The sequence below is a fragment of the Caproiciproducens sp. LBM24188 genome, assembly GCF_054130445.1.
In genome coordinates, this window is the sequence record NZ_CP196862.1 from 2,706,452 (window position 1) to 2,722,080 (window position 15,629).

A 15,629-nucleotide genomic window follows, 5' to 3' on the forward strand; every position below is an offset into this window, starting at 1 on the left:
TGACGCCTGCCACGGCAGACGTCAAACCCTTTTGGTAAATCTATGATTTGTTGAGGTGCGTCCCAGCTATTCCAAACCTTTTCACACATTTGCTGGGGAATTATAGGTCCTTTCCCTGCGTTGCCCGAATCGCATTTAAAATCGCGATGATTGTAACGCCCACATCGCCGAAAACGGCTTCCCACATATTGGCGAGGCCGAACGCGGCCAGAACCAGAATGAGTACTTTCACGCCGAGTGCAAACACAATATTCTGCCAAACAATGGATTTGGTCTTCTTGGCAATTCGAATTGCCGAAACCAGCTTGGCAGGTTCATCCGTCATCAGCACAACATCTGCTGCTTCAATCGCCGCGTCCGAACCGACCCCACCCATCGCTACGCCGACATCCGCCCGGGCGAGAACGGGCGCGTCATTGATGCCATCCCCAACAAAGACCAATTTTCCTCCCTTGGCAATCTGCTTGCTCAACACTTCCATCTGCTCCACCTTTTGCTGCGGGAGCAATTCGGTATAAACCTCATCCAGGCCGAGCTCACCGGCAACCGCTTCGCCGGTCTTCCGGTTATCGCCCGTCAGCATTACGGTTTTTCGAACGCCGGCGGCCTTCAGGTCCCGAATGGCCTGTCGGCTGTCCGGTTTAATTTCATCCGAAATTACAATCGACCCGGCATAGACTCCGTCCACCGCCAGATAAACCGTGGTTCCCGAGGAAGAAGACGCCTGATACGAAATCTTTTCCGACTCCATCAGCTTTCCACTGCCCGCGAGCACCGTTCGGCCCTGTACTTTTACGCGAACCCCTTTTCCGGAAATCTCTTCATAATCCGCCACCTGTGCCGCATCCGGTTCACTTTTGTACGCTTCCCGGATGGATACCGCAATCGGATGGCTGGAGTACAGTTCCGCGTGCGCGGCATAGCGCAGGAGTGCTTCCTCACTCCATCCGTTTTCGGCAGCAATCCGAGTCACACGGAAGTTTCCCTTCGTCAGCGTACCGGTTTTGTCAAATACAATGGTATCCACGTTATTCAGCGCTTCCAGGTAATTACTGCCCTTGACCAAAATTCCTTTTTTAGAGGCTCCGCCGATTCCGCCGAAAAAGCTGAGCGGGATGGAAATAACCAGAGCGCAGGGGCAGGAAACAACCAAAAAGGTCAGCGCGCGGTTAATCCAGTCGACAAACGCCGCACCGGGAAGCAGCAGGGGCGGCAAAACCGCCAGCGCAAGGGCGGCAAACACCACGGTAGGGGTGTAATACCGTGCGAACTTCGTGATAAAGTTTTCCGTCGGTGCTTTCCGGCCGCTGGCATTCTGCACCAAATCCAGAATCTTTGTAACCGTGGAATCACCGAACTCCCTCGTGACCTCCACCGTTAAAAGTCCGTTGATGTTAACGGAGCCCGACAATAAACGGCTGCCCGGCTCAACATCACGGGGAAGGGATTCTCCGGTCAGGGCGGCGGTATCCACGGAAGAAACTCCTTCCACAACGGTTCCGTCCAGCGGCACCTTTTCCCCCGGACGAACCAGAATCAAATCCCCGATTCCGACTTCTTCCGGAGAAACCTTGGTCACGCTCTCCCCCACTTTCAGGTTGGCGTAATCCGGGCGGATATCCATCAGCGCGGATATGGACTTGCGGGAACGTTCAACAGCAAGGTCCTGAAAAAACTCCCCGACCTGATAGAACAGCATCACAGCGACGCCTTCCGCGTAATCCCCAATGCAGAACGCGCCGATGGTTGCAACGCCCATCAGGAAGTTTTCATCAAAGATCTGCCCCTTGGTGATGTTCCGGACCGCCCGCAGTATCACGTCCCCGCCGACCAGCAGATAGCTGACCAGGAACAGAATCAGATGATAAGGCTGTGGGAGTGGAAAGACCATGCCGGCCACAAACAATACGGCTCCGGCAATCAATTCAGCTCGGCGAAGCCAGCGTTTGTTCCCGTTTTCTTCCGCCTCCGCCGCGGCCTTCTGAGAATACGAAATTTCCACATCAGGCTCTATTTCGCGGATGATTTGCGCAGCTTGTCTGAGAACGGAAGGCATTTTCTGGGGGTCTAAAGTTTCGATGGTAAGCTTCTGCGCGACAAAATCGAGCCCGGCCGCATGGACACCATCCAGCCGGGCAACGGCGGCCTCGATTTTTTGGGCACAGTCCGCACAACCAAGGCCGCTTAGATACAGAACCTTTCTACCGATCTGGACCGCTTCCCGCTCCTTCAGCTGAATTCCGGAATCGTGCCGCCGGGCAATTTTTCCTGCCTGATCAGCAAATCTTTCCGCAAAGTCCGCACCCGTCAGTTCAACGGTCAGCAGTTTGGACGGAAAGTCCACGCTTGCCGAAAGAACGCCGTCCAAACCACCTACTTCGCGTTCAATATTTGCCGCGCAGTTGCCGCAGCAAAGGCCTTCGAGTTCATATTGCTTTTTAATCGACGCCATGTTGTCCCCAGCCTTTCGTTGTTAGTGTGATTAGTTGAGCAATCAATCAACTATATAGGTAAAAAATAGCGGTTGCTGCAAATAATTTATATCGACTATTCCGACACGTGCGCAAGACCTTGATCAAAGATGTTCTTTACATGTTCATCATCCAGCGAATAATAAACCACTTTCCCGTCCCGGCGGTTTTTCACCAGTTTGGACTGCTTTAAAACGCGCAGTTGATGAGAAATGGCCGATTTGGTCATACCCAGAAGGGCGGCAATGTCGCAAACACACATTTCGGATTGAAACAAAGCGCAAACAATCTTCACCCGGGTAGAATCCCCGAACACCTTGAATAAATCCGCAAGGTCCAGCAGATTTTCTTCCTCCGGCATATGCTGACGCACCTCTGCCACAATATCTTCGTGTATAATCGTGCAGTCGCATTTATCAATATCCGGTGTATTGGAATTCATTTTGGACCCTCCCTTACGGTTTTTTTATTGAACAGTTGATTACTTGTTCAACTGTATTATACCGCTTTCCCCGGCAAAGTCAAGTCCAGATTCTATCTTTTCCCCAAATTTATCCCGACACTTTCCCTTGCTGGGTAATACAAAATATGCCGCTGGTACCGAATTGGTTTTTCCAGAAGGAAAGTGCCGCAAAATGAGTTTTCACCCATTTTGCGGCGCTCCAACTGCTAATCTTCGTAAGAATTATTTAACCTCTTTCATCACTTTTTCTGCATAGGAGGTATTTACAATTTTATCATAAGGGGCCGTCTGCTTCAGTTCGCCGGCCTCTGTCATAACTTTCTGCAGCATATCGAAAGCAGAAGACTTCAGAATCGGATTCGGGCTCCACGCCTCAATATCCTTGTAACGCTGGGCGACCGTCGTCAAAATGGATACGTCGGTGTCCGGGAACGAGGTCGCCACGGCCTTTGCAATCTCCTCTGCACTGTGACTCGACACCCAGAGTTGGCCGCGGTAAATCGCACGCGTAAAGCGTTCGATGATATCCGAGTTCTTCTCCAAAAAACTCTTTTTTGCAAAATAAGCGGTATAGGGGATTTCTCCGCTTTCCTTGCCGATGGAAGCGACAATATAGCCTTTCTTCTGTGCCTCAATAATAGAAGCCGTTGGTTCGAAAATGGTGACATAATTGCCGGTCCCGTTGGTAAACGCGGTCGCCATTAAAGCATACTGGATGCTGTCATCCAACTTAGTATCTTTGTTTGGGTCAACCCCGTTTTTGCGCATGACATATTCCAGTGTCATATAAGGTACGCCGCCTTTGCGGCCGGGCAGAACCACTTTTCCCTTTACCTTATCCCAGGTGAAATTCGGGTCGGGCTGACGACCAACCAGGAAGGAGCCGTCCCGCTGTGTTAAAAGAGCAAAAACCTGTGTATAATCCGTTTTTCCTTCATTATAAACGTAAATGGAGGCTTCCGGCCCGGCGAATCCAATGTCTGCACTGTTCGACAGTACCGCCGTCATTACTTTATCCGCACCCTGTCCGTTGGTGAGCTCCAGCTCGATGCCCTCCTGTTTGAAATACCCCAGATTCATCGCCACATACTGCGGCGCGTAAAAAATAGAATGCGTCACTTCGCACAGACGCACTTTTACGGTTTCCTGTGATTGTTTCTTTCCGCACCCCGCAAACAGGGTCAAAACCGTCGCAAGGCACAGCGCAAGCGCTAAAAATCTTATCCGCTTCTTCATAAGCATACCTCCCTCATCAGATTCATCAGCCGCCCGGACAAAATTGTTTTACCTCAATGCCCATACCACTTCATGACCAGTTTTTGAAGCAGCACCACCGCTTCGTACATCAGCGCCGCGACCACTGCAAGAATAATCACACTTGTCATAACCAAATCGAGCTGGAATACCTGACCACCGTAAACAATCAAATACCCGAGCCCCGCTTTGGAAACCAAAAATTCCCCTGCAATCACGCCGACCAGCGACAGGCCGATATTGATTTTTAGGGAATTGAACAACGTTGCGATATTGTACGGAAACACAACTTTCGTAAAAATCTGCCTTTTGTTCGCACCAAACGACATTGCCATGCGGATATACTCCGGGTCGGTGCGGCGAAACCCGTTGAGCATTTCCAGCACCGTAACGACGAGTGAAATAGCCAGCGCCATAAAAATAATCGCCTGGGTGCCCGCCCCGGCAATCACAATAATGACAGGGCCCAGCGCAATTTTCGGCAGACTGTTCAACACAACCAGATAAGGTTCGCTAACCTTGGATATAAAGTCGCTCCACCACAGAATGATGGCAAGCAGGGTACCGAAAACCACCCCCAGCAGGAACCCGACCAACGTTTCGTAAACCGTCACGCCCAGATGCATCAGCAAATCGTTCTGCGCCATGTTCAGGAATGTGTTGCCGATTCGCGAAGGCTGGCTTAGAATGAAACTGTCAATCCAGCCCAGTCTGGCGGTAATTTCCCACTGCGCGAGAAACAGCAAAAGGATTCCCCACTGGCTGATGCGGATCCACATTTTTCTGCGCTGCTTTTTCTGCAGGTAAACCTCCCGCTCTTTTGAAATTTCCGGCGGAAATTTTTCCGTATTTCGAACTGATTGTTTATTCATTTGCCGACAGCTCCCTCCAAATGTGGTCAAAATAACGGCTGAATTTGGGATTGTTCCTGCAGCTAATCGGCGTACGGTCCGGGTCCTCAAAGTCAATTTCCAGCACTTCCTTGATTTCGGCCGGCCGCTGGCTGAAAATCAGGACTTTGTCGCCCATGCTGATGCTTTCCGGTATATCATGGGTAACCATAATGGTGGTTACCTGCTCCTGCTTTAAAATGCGGTATACGTCATCGGTTACCGTCAGCCTGGTCTGGTAATCCAGCGCGGAAAACGCTTCGTCCAGAAGCAGAATGTCCGGGTTGATTGCCAGCGTGCGGATGAGCGCCACCCTTTGGCGCATTCCGCCCGACAGCTGGGACGGATATTTATCCTTAAACTCATACAGTCCATACGTTTTCAGAAGCTTTTCCGCGCGCTCCCGGTACTCCGGCTGCATCATGCCCCGTACCTCCAGGCCGAACATTACATTTTTATAAATGTTGCGCCAGTCCAGCAGGCTGTCTTTCTGCATCATATAGCCGATATGGGGAGACACCCCGTTCACCTTTTCTCCTTTTACATAAACTTCTCCGCCGGTCGGCTTCAGCAGTCCGGCCAGAATGGAAAGCAAGGTGGATTTTCCGCAGCCACTTGGTCCAACGATGCTGATCAGTTCTCCTTTTTGTGCGGTAAAACTAATATTTTTCAGGGCGGAAATTTCTCCGTTTTCCGCCTGATAAATTTCCTGAATATTTTTTACGTTCAGTACTTCCATCGATCTCACCTCGTTTTTCCGATTGAATCTGAATTGTTTTTTACTTCGAAGGCCTCTGCAGCATTTCACTTTCGGCGGCACAGCCGGCAATCTTCTGTTTTCAGCCTGAAGTCCCGCCAAAAATTGCATTGCTGCGGCTTTACCGCTCCGGCTGCACGGCCATAGTGCGCTGCTATAAAATATGTTCCGTTTCTTCTTTTGGTGAGAAATGGGACGGGCAAATCCGAAGCTCCCGCTCAGTCAAATAGCGTTTTGGTATTAGCACTGCCTAGGTAACCGCTGAGAAAAGCAATTTGAAATCCGCTCAGGTCAGAATATTTGCAGCTTTAAACTTCTGTCCTGCACAGTGGTTAGATATCATCATTTGCTATTACACCAAAAGGGCCGGAACCGGGCAAAACCCGGTTCCGGCCCTTTTGGGAGAACCATTAAGGAAAAACAACGACCAAAAACATTTTAAAACGTTCTTTTGCATATACCGCATGAGGCGCATTGGCTGGCATGACAATGGTTTCGCCCTGCTTCAGTTCATGCTTTTCCCCATTGATAGTAATTTCTCCTTCTCCATCCAGCGCAAGCACAAGCGCATCGCCGGTAGAAGAGTGGGTACTAATCTCTTCCCCGCGGTCAAAAGCAAACAGGGTCAAGCTGACCGCGGGATTCTGAGCCAGTGTTTTACTGACTACCTGGCCGGGCTGGTACGAAACCAGATCGGCCATTTTGAGGGCGGTGGAAAAATCAATATTTTTAATATAGTTCTGGCCCATTGTTATCACTCCTGATGCATCATTTCAGCCAAATCCATTTCCGGCGTTGAAATCGGATGTACGTTAAACTTATCCACAAGGATTTTCAGCACATTCGGCGATACAAACGCCGGAAGGGTCGGGCCGAGGCGGATATTCTGAATCCCAAGCGCAAACAGCGTCAGCAAAATGCAGACAGCTTTCTGTTCGTACCACGAAAGCACAATGTGAAGCGGAAGATCGTTTACACCGCACCCAAACGCATCGGCAAGCGCAACCGCCACACGGATGGCGGAATAAGCATCGTTGCACTGCCCCATGTCCATCAGACGCGGCAGGCCGCCCAAGGTACCGAGATCAAGGTCGTTAAAGCGGTACTTGCCGCAGGCGACGGTCAACACAACGGAATCCGCCGGGGTCTGCTTTACAAACTCGGTGTAATAGTTGCGGCCCGGCTTTGCTCCGTCGCATCCGCCCACCAGGAAGATATGCTTCAGTGCGCCGGACTTTACGGCGTCCACCACCTTGTCAGCCACGCCCAACACGGTGCCGTGGGCAAATCCGGTCAGCAGTTTCTTTCCCCCGTTAATGCCCGGGAGTTCACGGTCTGCTTCATAGCCGCCCAACTCCAGTGCCTTTGCAATTACTTCGGAAAAGTCCTTTTTGCCATCCTGTTCTTCAATGTGGACCAGTTCCGGGTAGGCCACCACGCCAGTGGTGAAGACACGGTCCGCATAAGAAGCACGAGGACGCATCAGGCAATTCGTGGTAAACAAAATCGGAGCGGGAACCCCGTCAAACTCCTTCTGCTGATTTTGCCAGGCTGTTCCGAAGTTGCCCTTCAGGTGCGCATACTTTTTCAATTCCGGATAACCATGCGCGGGCAGCATTTCACCGTGGGTATAAATGTTCACGCCCTTGCCTTCTGTCTGCTCCAGAAGCTGCTTCAGGTCGTGAAGGTCATGGCCGGAAATAATGATGAACGGGCCTTTTTCAATCGTATTCGGCACTTCGGTCGGAACAGGGTCGCCGTAAGTTCCGGTGTTGGCACGATCCAGCAGCGCCATGCACTTCAGGTTGACCTGACCAAACTCCATCAGCAGGGAAAGCAGCGTATCCGCATCCAGGTCGGTTCCGATCGCCGCCAGCCCCTTGTAGAACCATTCGGTTACCTCGTCATCCTCATAGCCAAGCGCATGCGCGTGGTACGCATAGGCAGCCATGCCGCGCAAGCCAAGCAGCAGCAGGGATTTCAGGGAGCGAATATCTTCATCCGCGCTCCATAAGGCCGCCATATCCATATTATCTGCATTTCCGCAGCGGGAAATACACGCTGCACAGCCAGGAACAATCGAATTTTTCGCCTGATTGACTTCAGCAATCTTGCGCTGAATCGAAGCGTCATCAAAATTCACATTGGTAATGCAGGTAAAAAGGCCCTCCAGCATAAGGCGGTCGGTTTCTTTGGTACGTCCGCCGTTTCCTGCGGCTTTTGCAAGGCCAACCAACGCGCCGGTCAGCTCATCCTGTAAAATTGCGGTGTCCGCACTTTTTCCGCAAACACCAGCCTGAGTGCATCCGGTTCCATTTGCGGTCTGTTCGCACTGAAAACAAAACATTTTATCCATTTTACTTCCTCCAATCAAATCTCGTTCAATTTGTTGGTTTCAGTATAATAGAGAAAAGAGAGCCTGTAAGTAGCCACAGCTACAAAACCGACTCTCTTTTTATTTTCTATTGATTATTTTTATTCATTAATAATATAGGGAACGGAAATTACCGCAACATCGCGCCGCTTCAGCAGAGCGCTCTTCAAGCGAAGGGAAGTCTGGTTGTGCAGTAAATAGTGCCAGCTCTTTGGAATGATAAACTGCGGCAGAACCACCGTCAGCATTTGGTGCGGCTCCAGCCTTGCCAGCCTTGCATCCACATGGGCAATCAGCATTTCATTAACATTACGGTAAGGGGCTTCCTCAATCACCAGCGGAAAATCTACCTTCAGCTGCCGGTACTGGTTGATCAGCTTTTCCGTGGCAGCCTGATCGGTGCTGACATGATAAATCTCAATTTTTCCGCCAAGTGTCATCGCGTAGTTGAGCGCTTTGACAAAGGATTTATTCACCGACTGAATCGGCAGGATAATGCAATTTTCCGTGGGGACTTTATGAATCAGCTCGTTTCCGCTCTTTTCAATCACCAGATTATCGCGCACCTTGTCGTAATGGCGGCGAATCACCAGCATCAGACAGATCAGTGCAGGAATGCAGATTAAAACCACCCAAGCCCCCAGCAGGAACTTTGTGACGGACAGCACAATGCAGGTTATGGCAGAAACAATCGCTCCGCAGCCGTTAATCACTGCCTTGTGGCGCCATTTCCCTTCCTTGCGGGTAATCCATCTTCGAAACATTCCGGTCTGGGACAAAGTAAAGGACAGGAATACCCCGACTGCGTAAAGCGGAAGAAGATGATGCTGGTCTGCTTTGAAAACGATCACCAACGTGGAGGAAAGAATAAACAGCAGCATAATGCCGTTGGAAAAGCTTAATCTCGTGCCGCGGGTTGCAAAGCTTCTGGCGACAAAGCCGTCCTTTGCAAGAAGCGACAGCAGTAGAGGCAGATCGGCAAAAGCAGTATTGGCGGCCATGACCAGAATCAGCGCCGTTGTGGCCTGCACCAAATAGAACATCATGCTGTCACGCCCGAATACCCCGGTCGCAATCTGCGCAACCACCGTAATATCCGACTTTGGGGTAACATGATACATGGACGCAAGATAACAGACGCCGATAAAAATAACGAATACCAGCGAAGCCAGCATGACCAAAACGCGCTTGGCGTTTTTCTGGGACGGCGCCTTAAAATTCGGAACCCCGTCGCTGATTGCTTCTACGCCGGTCAAGGCTGTGCATCCCGACGCGAAAGCCCGCAGAATCAAAAATACGGAAATATCCTGTATTGACTGCTGCGGAACCGGCACATTCTGGGGAACCTGTCCCAAAACCAGCACGCGCACGATTCCGGTCACAATCATAGCGAGAATGGAAAATACAAACAGATACGTCGGAACGCCGAAAAGAATAGAGGACTCCCGAATTCCTCTCAGGTTCCCAAGGGTAAGAACCAGGATTAGGAACAGTGTAATACCTACTCGGTAGGGAAGCAGCTCAGGAAAAGCGGAGGTAATTGCCGCCGTACCCGCACAGGTGCTGACCGCAACCGTCAACACATAATCGGTAGACAGTGAAGCCGCCGCCACAAGGCCGGGAATCCTGCCGATGTTTTCGCTGGCGACCCGATAAGAGCCGCCGCCCTGCGGGTAACAGTCAATGGTCTGTCGGTAAGAAAACACCAGAATTACAAGCAGGCACACGATGGCAGCTGCAATGGCCATCATCGGTTTGTAGGAAGCCATTCCAATCACGGGGACGAGAACCATCAGGATTTCCTCAGAGGCATAGGAAACAGAAGAAATCGCGTCGCTGGACAAAATGGGAAGGCCCCAGATAACGCTGAATTTTTGATGTTCGCTTTCGGTCGATTTAATCGCCTTGCCGATAAGAATGGATTTTATTTTTTTGAACACACTAACACATCCTTAAGTTGTGCTAAATTTTTACTGCTGAGCGTTCCTCCGCTTATTTACAAAAGATTGCTGAATCACCTTGTAAATGAACTGAATACTGCAATCTGGTAAATTTACCTATTATTTAAAAGCAGTATGGCCAGAATAGCTTTTTATTAAAAGCATATTATACAATAGTTCATAAGAATAAGAAAGTAAATCGGCATAAAGAAAGTGATAAGAAATCGAGCTGTTATTTCTATATGAGAAATAAATTTCAATAAAAATTTGGGCTTATGACTGTGGTGCATAGAAAAAAGTGGTTGCATCTACGGCTTTACACCACGGCGCCTGCTCCAGAATTTTCAGCAGGTCTGAACGCTTTACTTTTCTGCCCAATGATTTTGAAATATCTGAAATCCGAACCAAACGGTCGGCGTTGCTTTGAAAATAAACCTCCAGCTCCGCCTCCAGTTCCGCCTGCGGGGTAGGGGAAGAAACCGGTTTGCGCACCGACGGCTTTTTGGCAGCCGAAAATTCCGAACTGTGCATTTTAGAATACATTACAAATATAGTTTTGATTTTGCTTAATAGTCTGGGGGGAATATCCGAGTCCCCTCTCAGTTCATGAAAGGGAAATTTCATCAGATCTGCCATTTCCTCGTACCCATGCTCCTCGCAGTAGGAAACAAAGGGATAGTACTCGTCGTTCGTGAAAACTTCTTTGATTTTTGCCATTTTGCAAGTCCTTTCGCTATAGAGATAAAATGCGCACGAATTATTATTATACCTGATTTACCCTAAGGTAACAAGCGTAACAAATATATTTTCCCCTAAAGCGACGGAAACCGACATTCCAAAACATAGCACAATAGGTGGCTGCCGCATAATAGCTTCTCCACCAAATAAGACATAAAAATGCACCGGAAGCGGGCGTTTAAAACCCATTTGCAGGTGCATTTTTTTGCGAGGAAAGCGGTGTCTTGCACCGCTCTCCTTTTATATAAATAAAATTTTCGGTGCACCGCCGGACGAAACAACTTCGAAACAACTTATTATTAATACACGGCTTCATCCAATCGGTTTGCTGATGGCTTTCCCCTGGTTGGCAACCTTTTGCATTTTTGCCTCAATCAGCTTGGGGTCGCCAAGATAGTAGTGCTTGATTGGCCGAAACGCTTCATCAAATTCATACACAAGCGGAACTCCGGTTGGAATGTTGACTTCCATAATCTCCTGCGGAGAAAGATGGTCAAAATATTGAACCAACGCACGGAGGGAATTGCCATGTGCGGCAATCAGCACCCTTCGGCCATTCTGCATGTCTTTTTTAATGACGGATTCAAAGTAGGGAATGACACGGTCAATCGTATCCTTCAGGCTTTCACAGAGCGGAAGCTCCGCCGGGTTTTCCATTCGATACTGCTCCTGCGTGCGGGGGCTGCGCGCGTCATCCTGCTCCAGTTCGGGGGGACGCACGTCAAACGACCGGCGCCAGATTTTCACCTGTTCTTCCCCGTATTTCTGCGCGGTTTCCGCCTTGTTCAGGCCCTGCAATGCCCCGTAGTGGCGTTCGTTCAGCTTCCATGTCTTCACAACCGGGAGCCATTCGCGGTCAAGCTGCTGCAAAACCAGGTTCAGCGTATGGATGGCGCGCTTCAAATAGGAGGTGTAACACACATCAAAATCATAGCCGCCTTCTTTCAACAAAAGACCGGCGTTTTTCGCTTCCTCCCGGCCCGTTTCCGAAAGGTCAACATCCGTCCAGCCGGTAAACAGATTTTCCCGATTCCATTCGCTTTCCCCATGCCGGATTAATACTAGCTTCATCAGACTTGCCTCCTTTATTTTTTCGTATTTTCCAAATTTGCAGAAATACGATGATGTGGTTCGGTTCTTTGTTCTGGCTATAGTATACGAAATCAGTATGGTTTTTTCAAGCGTAAAAATGCAAATAATTATCGTTTTTTAAAAATATATCTGTTTCAGTTTCCTACTATTTTTTTATCTAAATCCACCTTGTATTCTGATTCGCCGAGAATGGGAAAAAACGACAAATTCCAAGAAAAATTCCGCTCAATATTCTCATGGGACACCAGCTTCTTAAGATTGCAAATTATACAGAATCATGTTATATTATAGTTTCATGAGATAGAAAGCGGGTTGCCAGTGAAACTTAATTTTTTACACCAAAGCACAGAACAGCGACGTGATTTAATTTTACACAGCAGTATTCTAAAAACACTCATTCTGTTGTCCGTTCCGACTTTGATGATGAGCGTAATTCAGTCCCTAATGCCGCTGTCGGACGGTCTTTTTATCAATAACTCAGCAGGAACGCTTGTGGCCAGCGCCGTTACTTACAGCGAACCAATTGTAAACATGATGACCGCCCTAGCGCAGGGATTGAGCGTGGCCGCCATGGCGATTATTGGGCAGGCCAATGGGCAGGGTGACCTGATAAAGGTGAAACGGATTTCCACACAGGTGGTAGTATTCGCCTTTACCATGGGATTCTGTTTTGCGCCGCTGCTTGCGCTGCTTGCAATGCCAATTTCTCACAGCGTGGATGCGCAGATTTCGCACAATGTGTTTCTTTATATTAGTTTATATGCAACCGTACTTCCCTTTTCGTTTATGGAAAGCATTTACAACGCCATCAAAAACGCGACCGGCAAACCGGAAGCCTCGTTCATTCGAATGGTGCTGATGCTGTTTCTGAAAATCATTTTCAACTTTGTGTTCATCGTATGGCTGCGTTTAGAAGTTGTGGGGTGCGTGCTTTCTTCCCTGTGCGCCAACGTGTTAATCTGCATCTGGATGTTCTACGAATTGTTCGTGGCGAAAAGTGAAGACCAGCTGACCTTGAAGGGCTTCCGCTATGACAAGGGCCTGATTGCGCAGATGATCCGCGTAGGAATTCCCGCCATGATCACCAGCCTGCTGCTGAATTTCGGTTTCTTTTTAATTAACCATGAAACGCAGAAATACGGACCGGTCATTTTAAACGGACAGGGAATCGCAGGTAACATTACCGCAGTTTGTTTTAACCTGCCATCCTCCTTCGGCTCCGCCGTTACCACCATGGTCAGCCTGAACATCGGCGCCAATCAGCCGGAAAAGGCCAAGCGCTCCTGTTTGGTGGGCTGTCTTGCCAGCGCCATCACGGCGGTCGCGGTCATTGCCATTGTGGTACCGCTTTCCCCCTACCTCACTGTACTGTTTACCCATCAGCCGGACGTTTTATCGGTTGCAAACAACGCCCTGCATATCTACACGTATTCGGTTGTCGGCTTTGGTGTGTGCATGGCGGTTCAGGGAGCATTTATCGGCCTGGGGAAAACCGTTGTACCCATGATTCTCGGTCTGCTGCGCATCTGGCTGCTTCGTTTCATTTTTATTTTGATGACCGAGCCAATGCTGCAATACTATTCCGTTTTCTGGGGAAACCTTTTCTCCAACTACATGGCCGCCGTAATTTCCATTATTCTGATTCTTCGCGTGCGGTGGGTATCCTCACTCAATACATAACCTAATATAGTACTTTTGAAAAATCCCCCGGAAGGAAACTTCCGGGGGATTTTTACCGGATATCCGGCAGAATTAAAAATACTTGTCCAAAATGGATTTGAGCGACTGATTCCAAAAATGCCAGTCATGGCCGCCGCTCCAACTTTCAAAGGTAAAGTCCAGCGGCAGCTCCTTCAGGGAATCACTGAACTGTATGTTGGCTTCGTAGAGAAAGTCATTGGCGCCAATCGTCATATATATGGATGGATTTAAGGGGTTTTGCGCAGCCTTCTCCGCAAGCTTCAGCAGGTCGTCGCTGTCTTCACACGCCAGCTCAGGACCGAATACTGAGCGCATATTCGGGTTTTCAATGGCATCTTTCTGCTGCCTTAGTTCCGCCAAATACTCGCGGATTCCCACACACGCGGTGGAAAACGCCCCGCAGAGCCAGTACTGGTCCGGACGGGCAAGCGCGCATTTCAACGCACCGTAGGCGCCCATGGAGTTGCCCATGATGGCGACATTCTCCCGCTCCAGAGAAACGCGGAACATTTTGTAAACCAGCTCGGGCAGCTCGTCCGCAATATAGGTAAAATAGCTGCCGCGGTCCTTAATGTTCCGATACCAGGTGTTGCCTACCTCGGGCATAATGAATACTACGTTGTACTCCTGCGCATACAGCGGCAGAAGCGTGTTCTGCACCCAGTTCGTGCTGTTCCCTGTGGAACCGTGCAGCATATAGGCCACCTTAGGCGGGCCGCTTTTGTTGCTCCGGTCGGGATAAACCACGGAAAGCCAGGTGTCAACATCGATTGATTTGGAATAAACACTGCCAGTTAGTACCATGAATTACACATCCTTCCCCGCCACCCATCAGCTGATTTGCGAATGAGTGGGTAAGCAATACTACTGACAGATTTTACCATATGTTCATATAATTATCAATAAGAAAAATTGAGGGTTTCAACCATTGGTAACGGTGGCCAAACTATGTAAAACGGGCGTATCATACGCAGCCAGTCAGTCTGCAGCCTTGCGCCGGCTGCGCATTCACCCGAAAATTCAAGCCTCCACCATGATTTGTGCGGAAACGTCGGAACGAAGGGCGATAACCGCCCCGCGAATCAGATAAGCCACCGGATTCCCTGAGGGGCTTTTATAAAGCGGTTCGATTTTCGTACCGCCGACAACGCCGAGGTCAAGCATACGACGTCTAGTTGCTCCGTCCGCTGTCAATGATGAAACGCTTGCAACCTTACCAACCGGAATTTCATTCAATGGGATTTCCTTTCGCTGCAACTGCGTTCACCTCAACTTTTTCTAAATTTGTAGCTCTGTATGAAATGTTTTCCTGTGACTAATCTATGTTACTAAACGGAAAATGTTCCGAATATAATGTAATATCGCACAAGATTTGATGAAAAGCGATGGATATTCCATCGAAAGAGGGTCGGATTTTATGGATAACAACCGCCAGTTTCATACCGTAAGGGGATACCAAATGCTCAGCCAGCAGGGCGGACAGCTTACCCCAGCAATGGAGGATTACCTGGAAATGATTTACCGCCTGTGCAGTAAAGAGGGTTATACCCGGGTTGGGCGGCTGTCCGAAGTGCTGCATGTCAAGCCCTCTTCCACCTCAAAAATGATTTATAAGCTCTCCGAGCTTGGGTATGTTAAATACGACCGCTACGACATTATTTTTTTGACGGATAAGGGCAAAGACATCGGAGCATTTTTACTGCAGCGCCATAATATCATTGAGAATTTTCTTCACTTAATCGGCATTACCGACACGCTGAAGGAAACAGAGCTGATTGAACATTCCGTCAATCACGATACCGTCCTGCGGCTGGACGCGCTTCTCTCTTTCTTTCAGGAAGACAGCGAAGCCCGCAGCCGCTACCGAGATTTCCTTAAAGCACGGGAAAATCCGGCAGACGGTGCGGGCAATACATAGCAGGGGATTCATTCCGGCAAACCGGGGCGTG

14 protein-coding genes are annotated in these 15,629 nt (G+C 49.3%); 2 read left to right on the forward strand and 12 right to left on the reverse strand.

From position 1 onward, the window contains the following. Window positions 1–100: 100 nt before the first annotated feature. The 10 genes from ACSVDI_RS12740 to gpmA form a co-directional block, all read right to left on the reverse strand. Window positions 101–2,452 (reverse strand): heavy metal translocating P-type ATPase, encoded by a 2,352-nt coding sequence (locus ACSVDI_RS12740; RefSeq protein ID WP_457943420.1) that lies wholly within the window; start codon window positions 2,450–2,452, stop codon window positions 101–103. Between the two features lie 95 nt (window positions 2,453–2,547). Beyond that, the gene (locus ACSVDI_RS12745; protein WP_457943422.1) at window positions 2,548–2,913 is read right to left on the reverse strand and encodes an ArsR/SmtB family transcription factor; all 366 of its coding nucleotides are present in this window, start codon (window positions 2,911–2,913) and stop codon (window positions 2,548–2,550) included. A gap of 243 nt (window positions 2,914–3,156) precedes the next feature. Further along, window positions 3,157–4,170 carry an ABC transporter substrate-binding protein gene (locus ACSVDI_RS12750; RefSeq protein WP_457943424.1) on the reverse strand — a complete coding sequence of 338 codons (1,014 nt, stop codon included), beginning with the start codon at window positions 4,168–4,170 and terminating at the stop codon, window positions 3,157–3,159. A 53-nt stretch (window positions 4,171–4,223) separates the two neighbouring features. Further along, window positions 4,224–5,060, reverse strand: a complete 837-nt coding sequence (locus ACSVDI_RS12755) for an ABC transporter permease (RefSeq protein ID WP_457943426.1) — start codon at window positions 5,058–5,060, stop codon at window positions 4,224–4,226. Further along, entirely contained in the window at window positions 5,053–5,817 is a 765-nt protein-coding gene (locus tag ACSVDI_RS12760; protein WP_457943428.1) for an ABC transporter ATP-binding protein, read from the reverse strand. Before ACSVDI_RS12760 ends, ACSVDI_RS12755 begins: the two co-directional genes overlap by 8 nt. A gap of 428 nt (window positions 5,818–6,245) precedes the next feature. After that, window positions 6,246–6,584, reverse strand: a complete 339-nt coding sequence (locus ACSVDI_RS12765; RefSeq protein ID WP_457943430.1) for a cupin domain-containing protein — start codon at window positions 6,582–6,584, stop codon at window positions 6,246–6,248. 5 nt (window positions 6,585–6,589) lie between these two features. Next, on the reverse strand, window positions 6,590–8,191 hold the full coding sequence (hcp, locus tag ACSVDI_RS12770) for a hydroxylamine reductase (protein WP_457943431.1): 1,602 nt from the start codon (window positions 8,189–8,191) through the stop codon (window positions 6,590–6,592). Between the two features lie 119 nt (window positions 8,192–8,310). Beyond that, complete coding sequence (locus ACSVDI_RS12775; RefSeq protein ID WP_457943432.1) at window positions 8,311–10,149, reverse strand: APC family permease; 1,839 nt, start codon at window positions 10,147–10,149, stop codon at window positions 8,311–8,313. Between the two features lie 273 nt (window positions 10,150–10,422). Next, window positions 10,423–10,866 carry a hypothetical protein gene (locus ACSVDI_RS12780; protein ID WP_457943434.1) on the reverse strand — a complete coding sequence of 148 codons (444 nt, stop codon included), beginning with the start codon at window positions 10,864–10,866 and terminating at the stop codon, window positions 10,423–10,425. 333 nt (window positions 10,867–11,199) lie between these two features. Then, window positions 11,200–11,961 (reverse strand): 2,3-diphosphoglycerate-dependent phosphoglycerate mutase, encoded by a 762-nt coding sequence (gene gpmA / locus ACSVDI_RS12785; RefSeq protein ID WP_457945648.1) that lies wholly within the window; start codon window positions 11,959–11,961, stop codon window positions 11,200–11,202. 336 nt (window positions 11,962–12,297) lie between these two features. Between gpmA and ACSVDI_RS12790 the strand changes: the two genes are divergently transcribed. After that, window positions 12,298–13,659 (forward strand): MATE family efflux transporter, encoded by a 1,362-nt coding sequence (locus tag ACSVDI_RS12790; RefSeq protein ID WP_457943436.1) that lies wholly within the window; start codon window positions 12,298–12,300, stop codon window positions 13,657–13,659. Between the two features lie 72 nt (window positions 13,660–13,731). Here the strand turns inward: ACSVDI_RS12790 and ACSVDI_RS12795 are convergent, their stop codons facing one another. Both ACSVDI_RS12795 and ACSVDI_RS12800 read right to left on the reverse strand, forming a co-directional pair. Beyond that, window positions 13,732–14,484: an alpha/beta hydrolase gene (locus ACSVDI_RS12795; protein WP_457943437.1), complete on the reverse strand. Its 753-nt coding sequence runs from the start codon at window positions 14,482–14,484 to the stop codon at window positions 13,732–13,734. Window positions 14,485–14,700: 216 nt separating this feature from the next. Then, window positions 14,701–14,937, reverse strand: a complete 237-nt coding sequence (locus ACSVDI_RS12800; RefSeq protein WP_457943439.1) for a FeoA family protein — start codon at window positions 14,935–14,937, stop codon at window positions 14,701–14,703. A 160-nt stretch (window positions 14,938–15,097) separates the two neighbouring features. Between ACSVDI_RS12800 and ACSVDI_RS12805 the strand changes: the two genes are divergently transcribed. Beyond that, on the forward strand, window positions 15,098–15,598 hold the full coding sequence (locus ACSVDI_RS12805; RefSeq protein WP_457943440.1) for a metal-dependent transcriptional regulator: 501 nt from the start codon (window positions 15,098–15,100) through the stop codon (window positions 15,596–15,598). The last annotated feature ends 31 nt before the right edge of the window (window positions 15,599–15,629 follow it).

Excerpts from the sequence above, each read along its gene's own strand:
- ACSVDI_RS12740 (WP_457943420.1), bottom strand. The coding sequence starts at position 2,452 with ATGGCGTCGATTAAAAAGCAATATGAACTCGAAGGCCTTTGCTGCGGC.
- ACSVDI_RS12745 (WP_457943422.1), bottom strand. The coding sequence starts at position 2,913 with ATGAATTCCAATACACCGGATATTGATAAATGCGACTGCACGATTATA.
- ACSVDI_RS12750 (WP_457943424.1), bottom strand. The coding sequence starts at position 4,170 with ATGAAGAAGCGGATAAGATTTTTAGCGCTTGCGCTGTGCCTTGCGACG.
- ACSVDI_RS12755 (WP_457943426.1), bottom strand. The coding sequence starts at position 5,060 with ATGAATAAACAATCAGTTCGAAATACGGAAAAATTTCCGCCGGAAATT.
- ACSVDI_RS12760 (WP_457943428.1), bottom strand. The coding sequence starts at position 5,817 with ATGGAAGTACTGAACGTAAAAAATATTCAGGAAATTTATCAGGCGGAA.
- ACSVDI_RS12765 (WP_457943430.1), bottom strand. The coding sequence starts at position 6,584 with ATGGGCCAGAACTATATTAAAAATATTGATTTTTCCACCGCCCTCAAA.
- hcp (WP_457943431.1), bottom strand. The coding sequence starts at position 8,191 with ATGGATAAAATGTTTTGTTTTCAGTGCGAACAGACCGCAAATGGAACC.
- ACSVDI_RS12780 (WP_457943434.1), bottom strand. The coding sequence starts at position 10,866 with ATGGCAAAAATCAAAGAAGTTTTCACGAACGACGAGTACTATCCCTTT.
- ACSVDI_RS12795 (WP_457943437.1), bottom strand. The coding sequence starts at position 14,484 with ATGGTACTAACTGGCAGTGTTTATTCCAAATCAATCGATGTTGACACC.
- ACSVDI_RS12805 (WP_457943440.1), top strand. The coding sequence starts at position 15,098 with ATGGATAACAACCGCCAGTTTCATACCGTAAGGGGATACCAAATGCTC.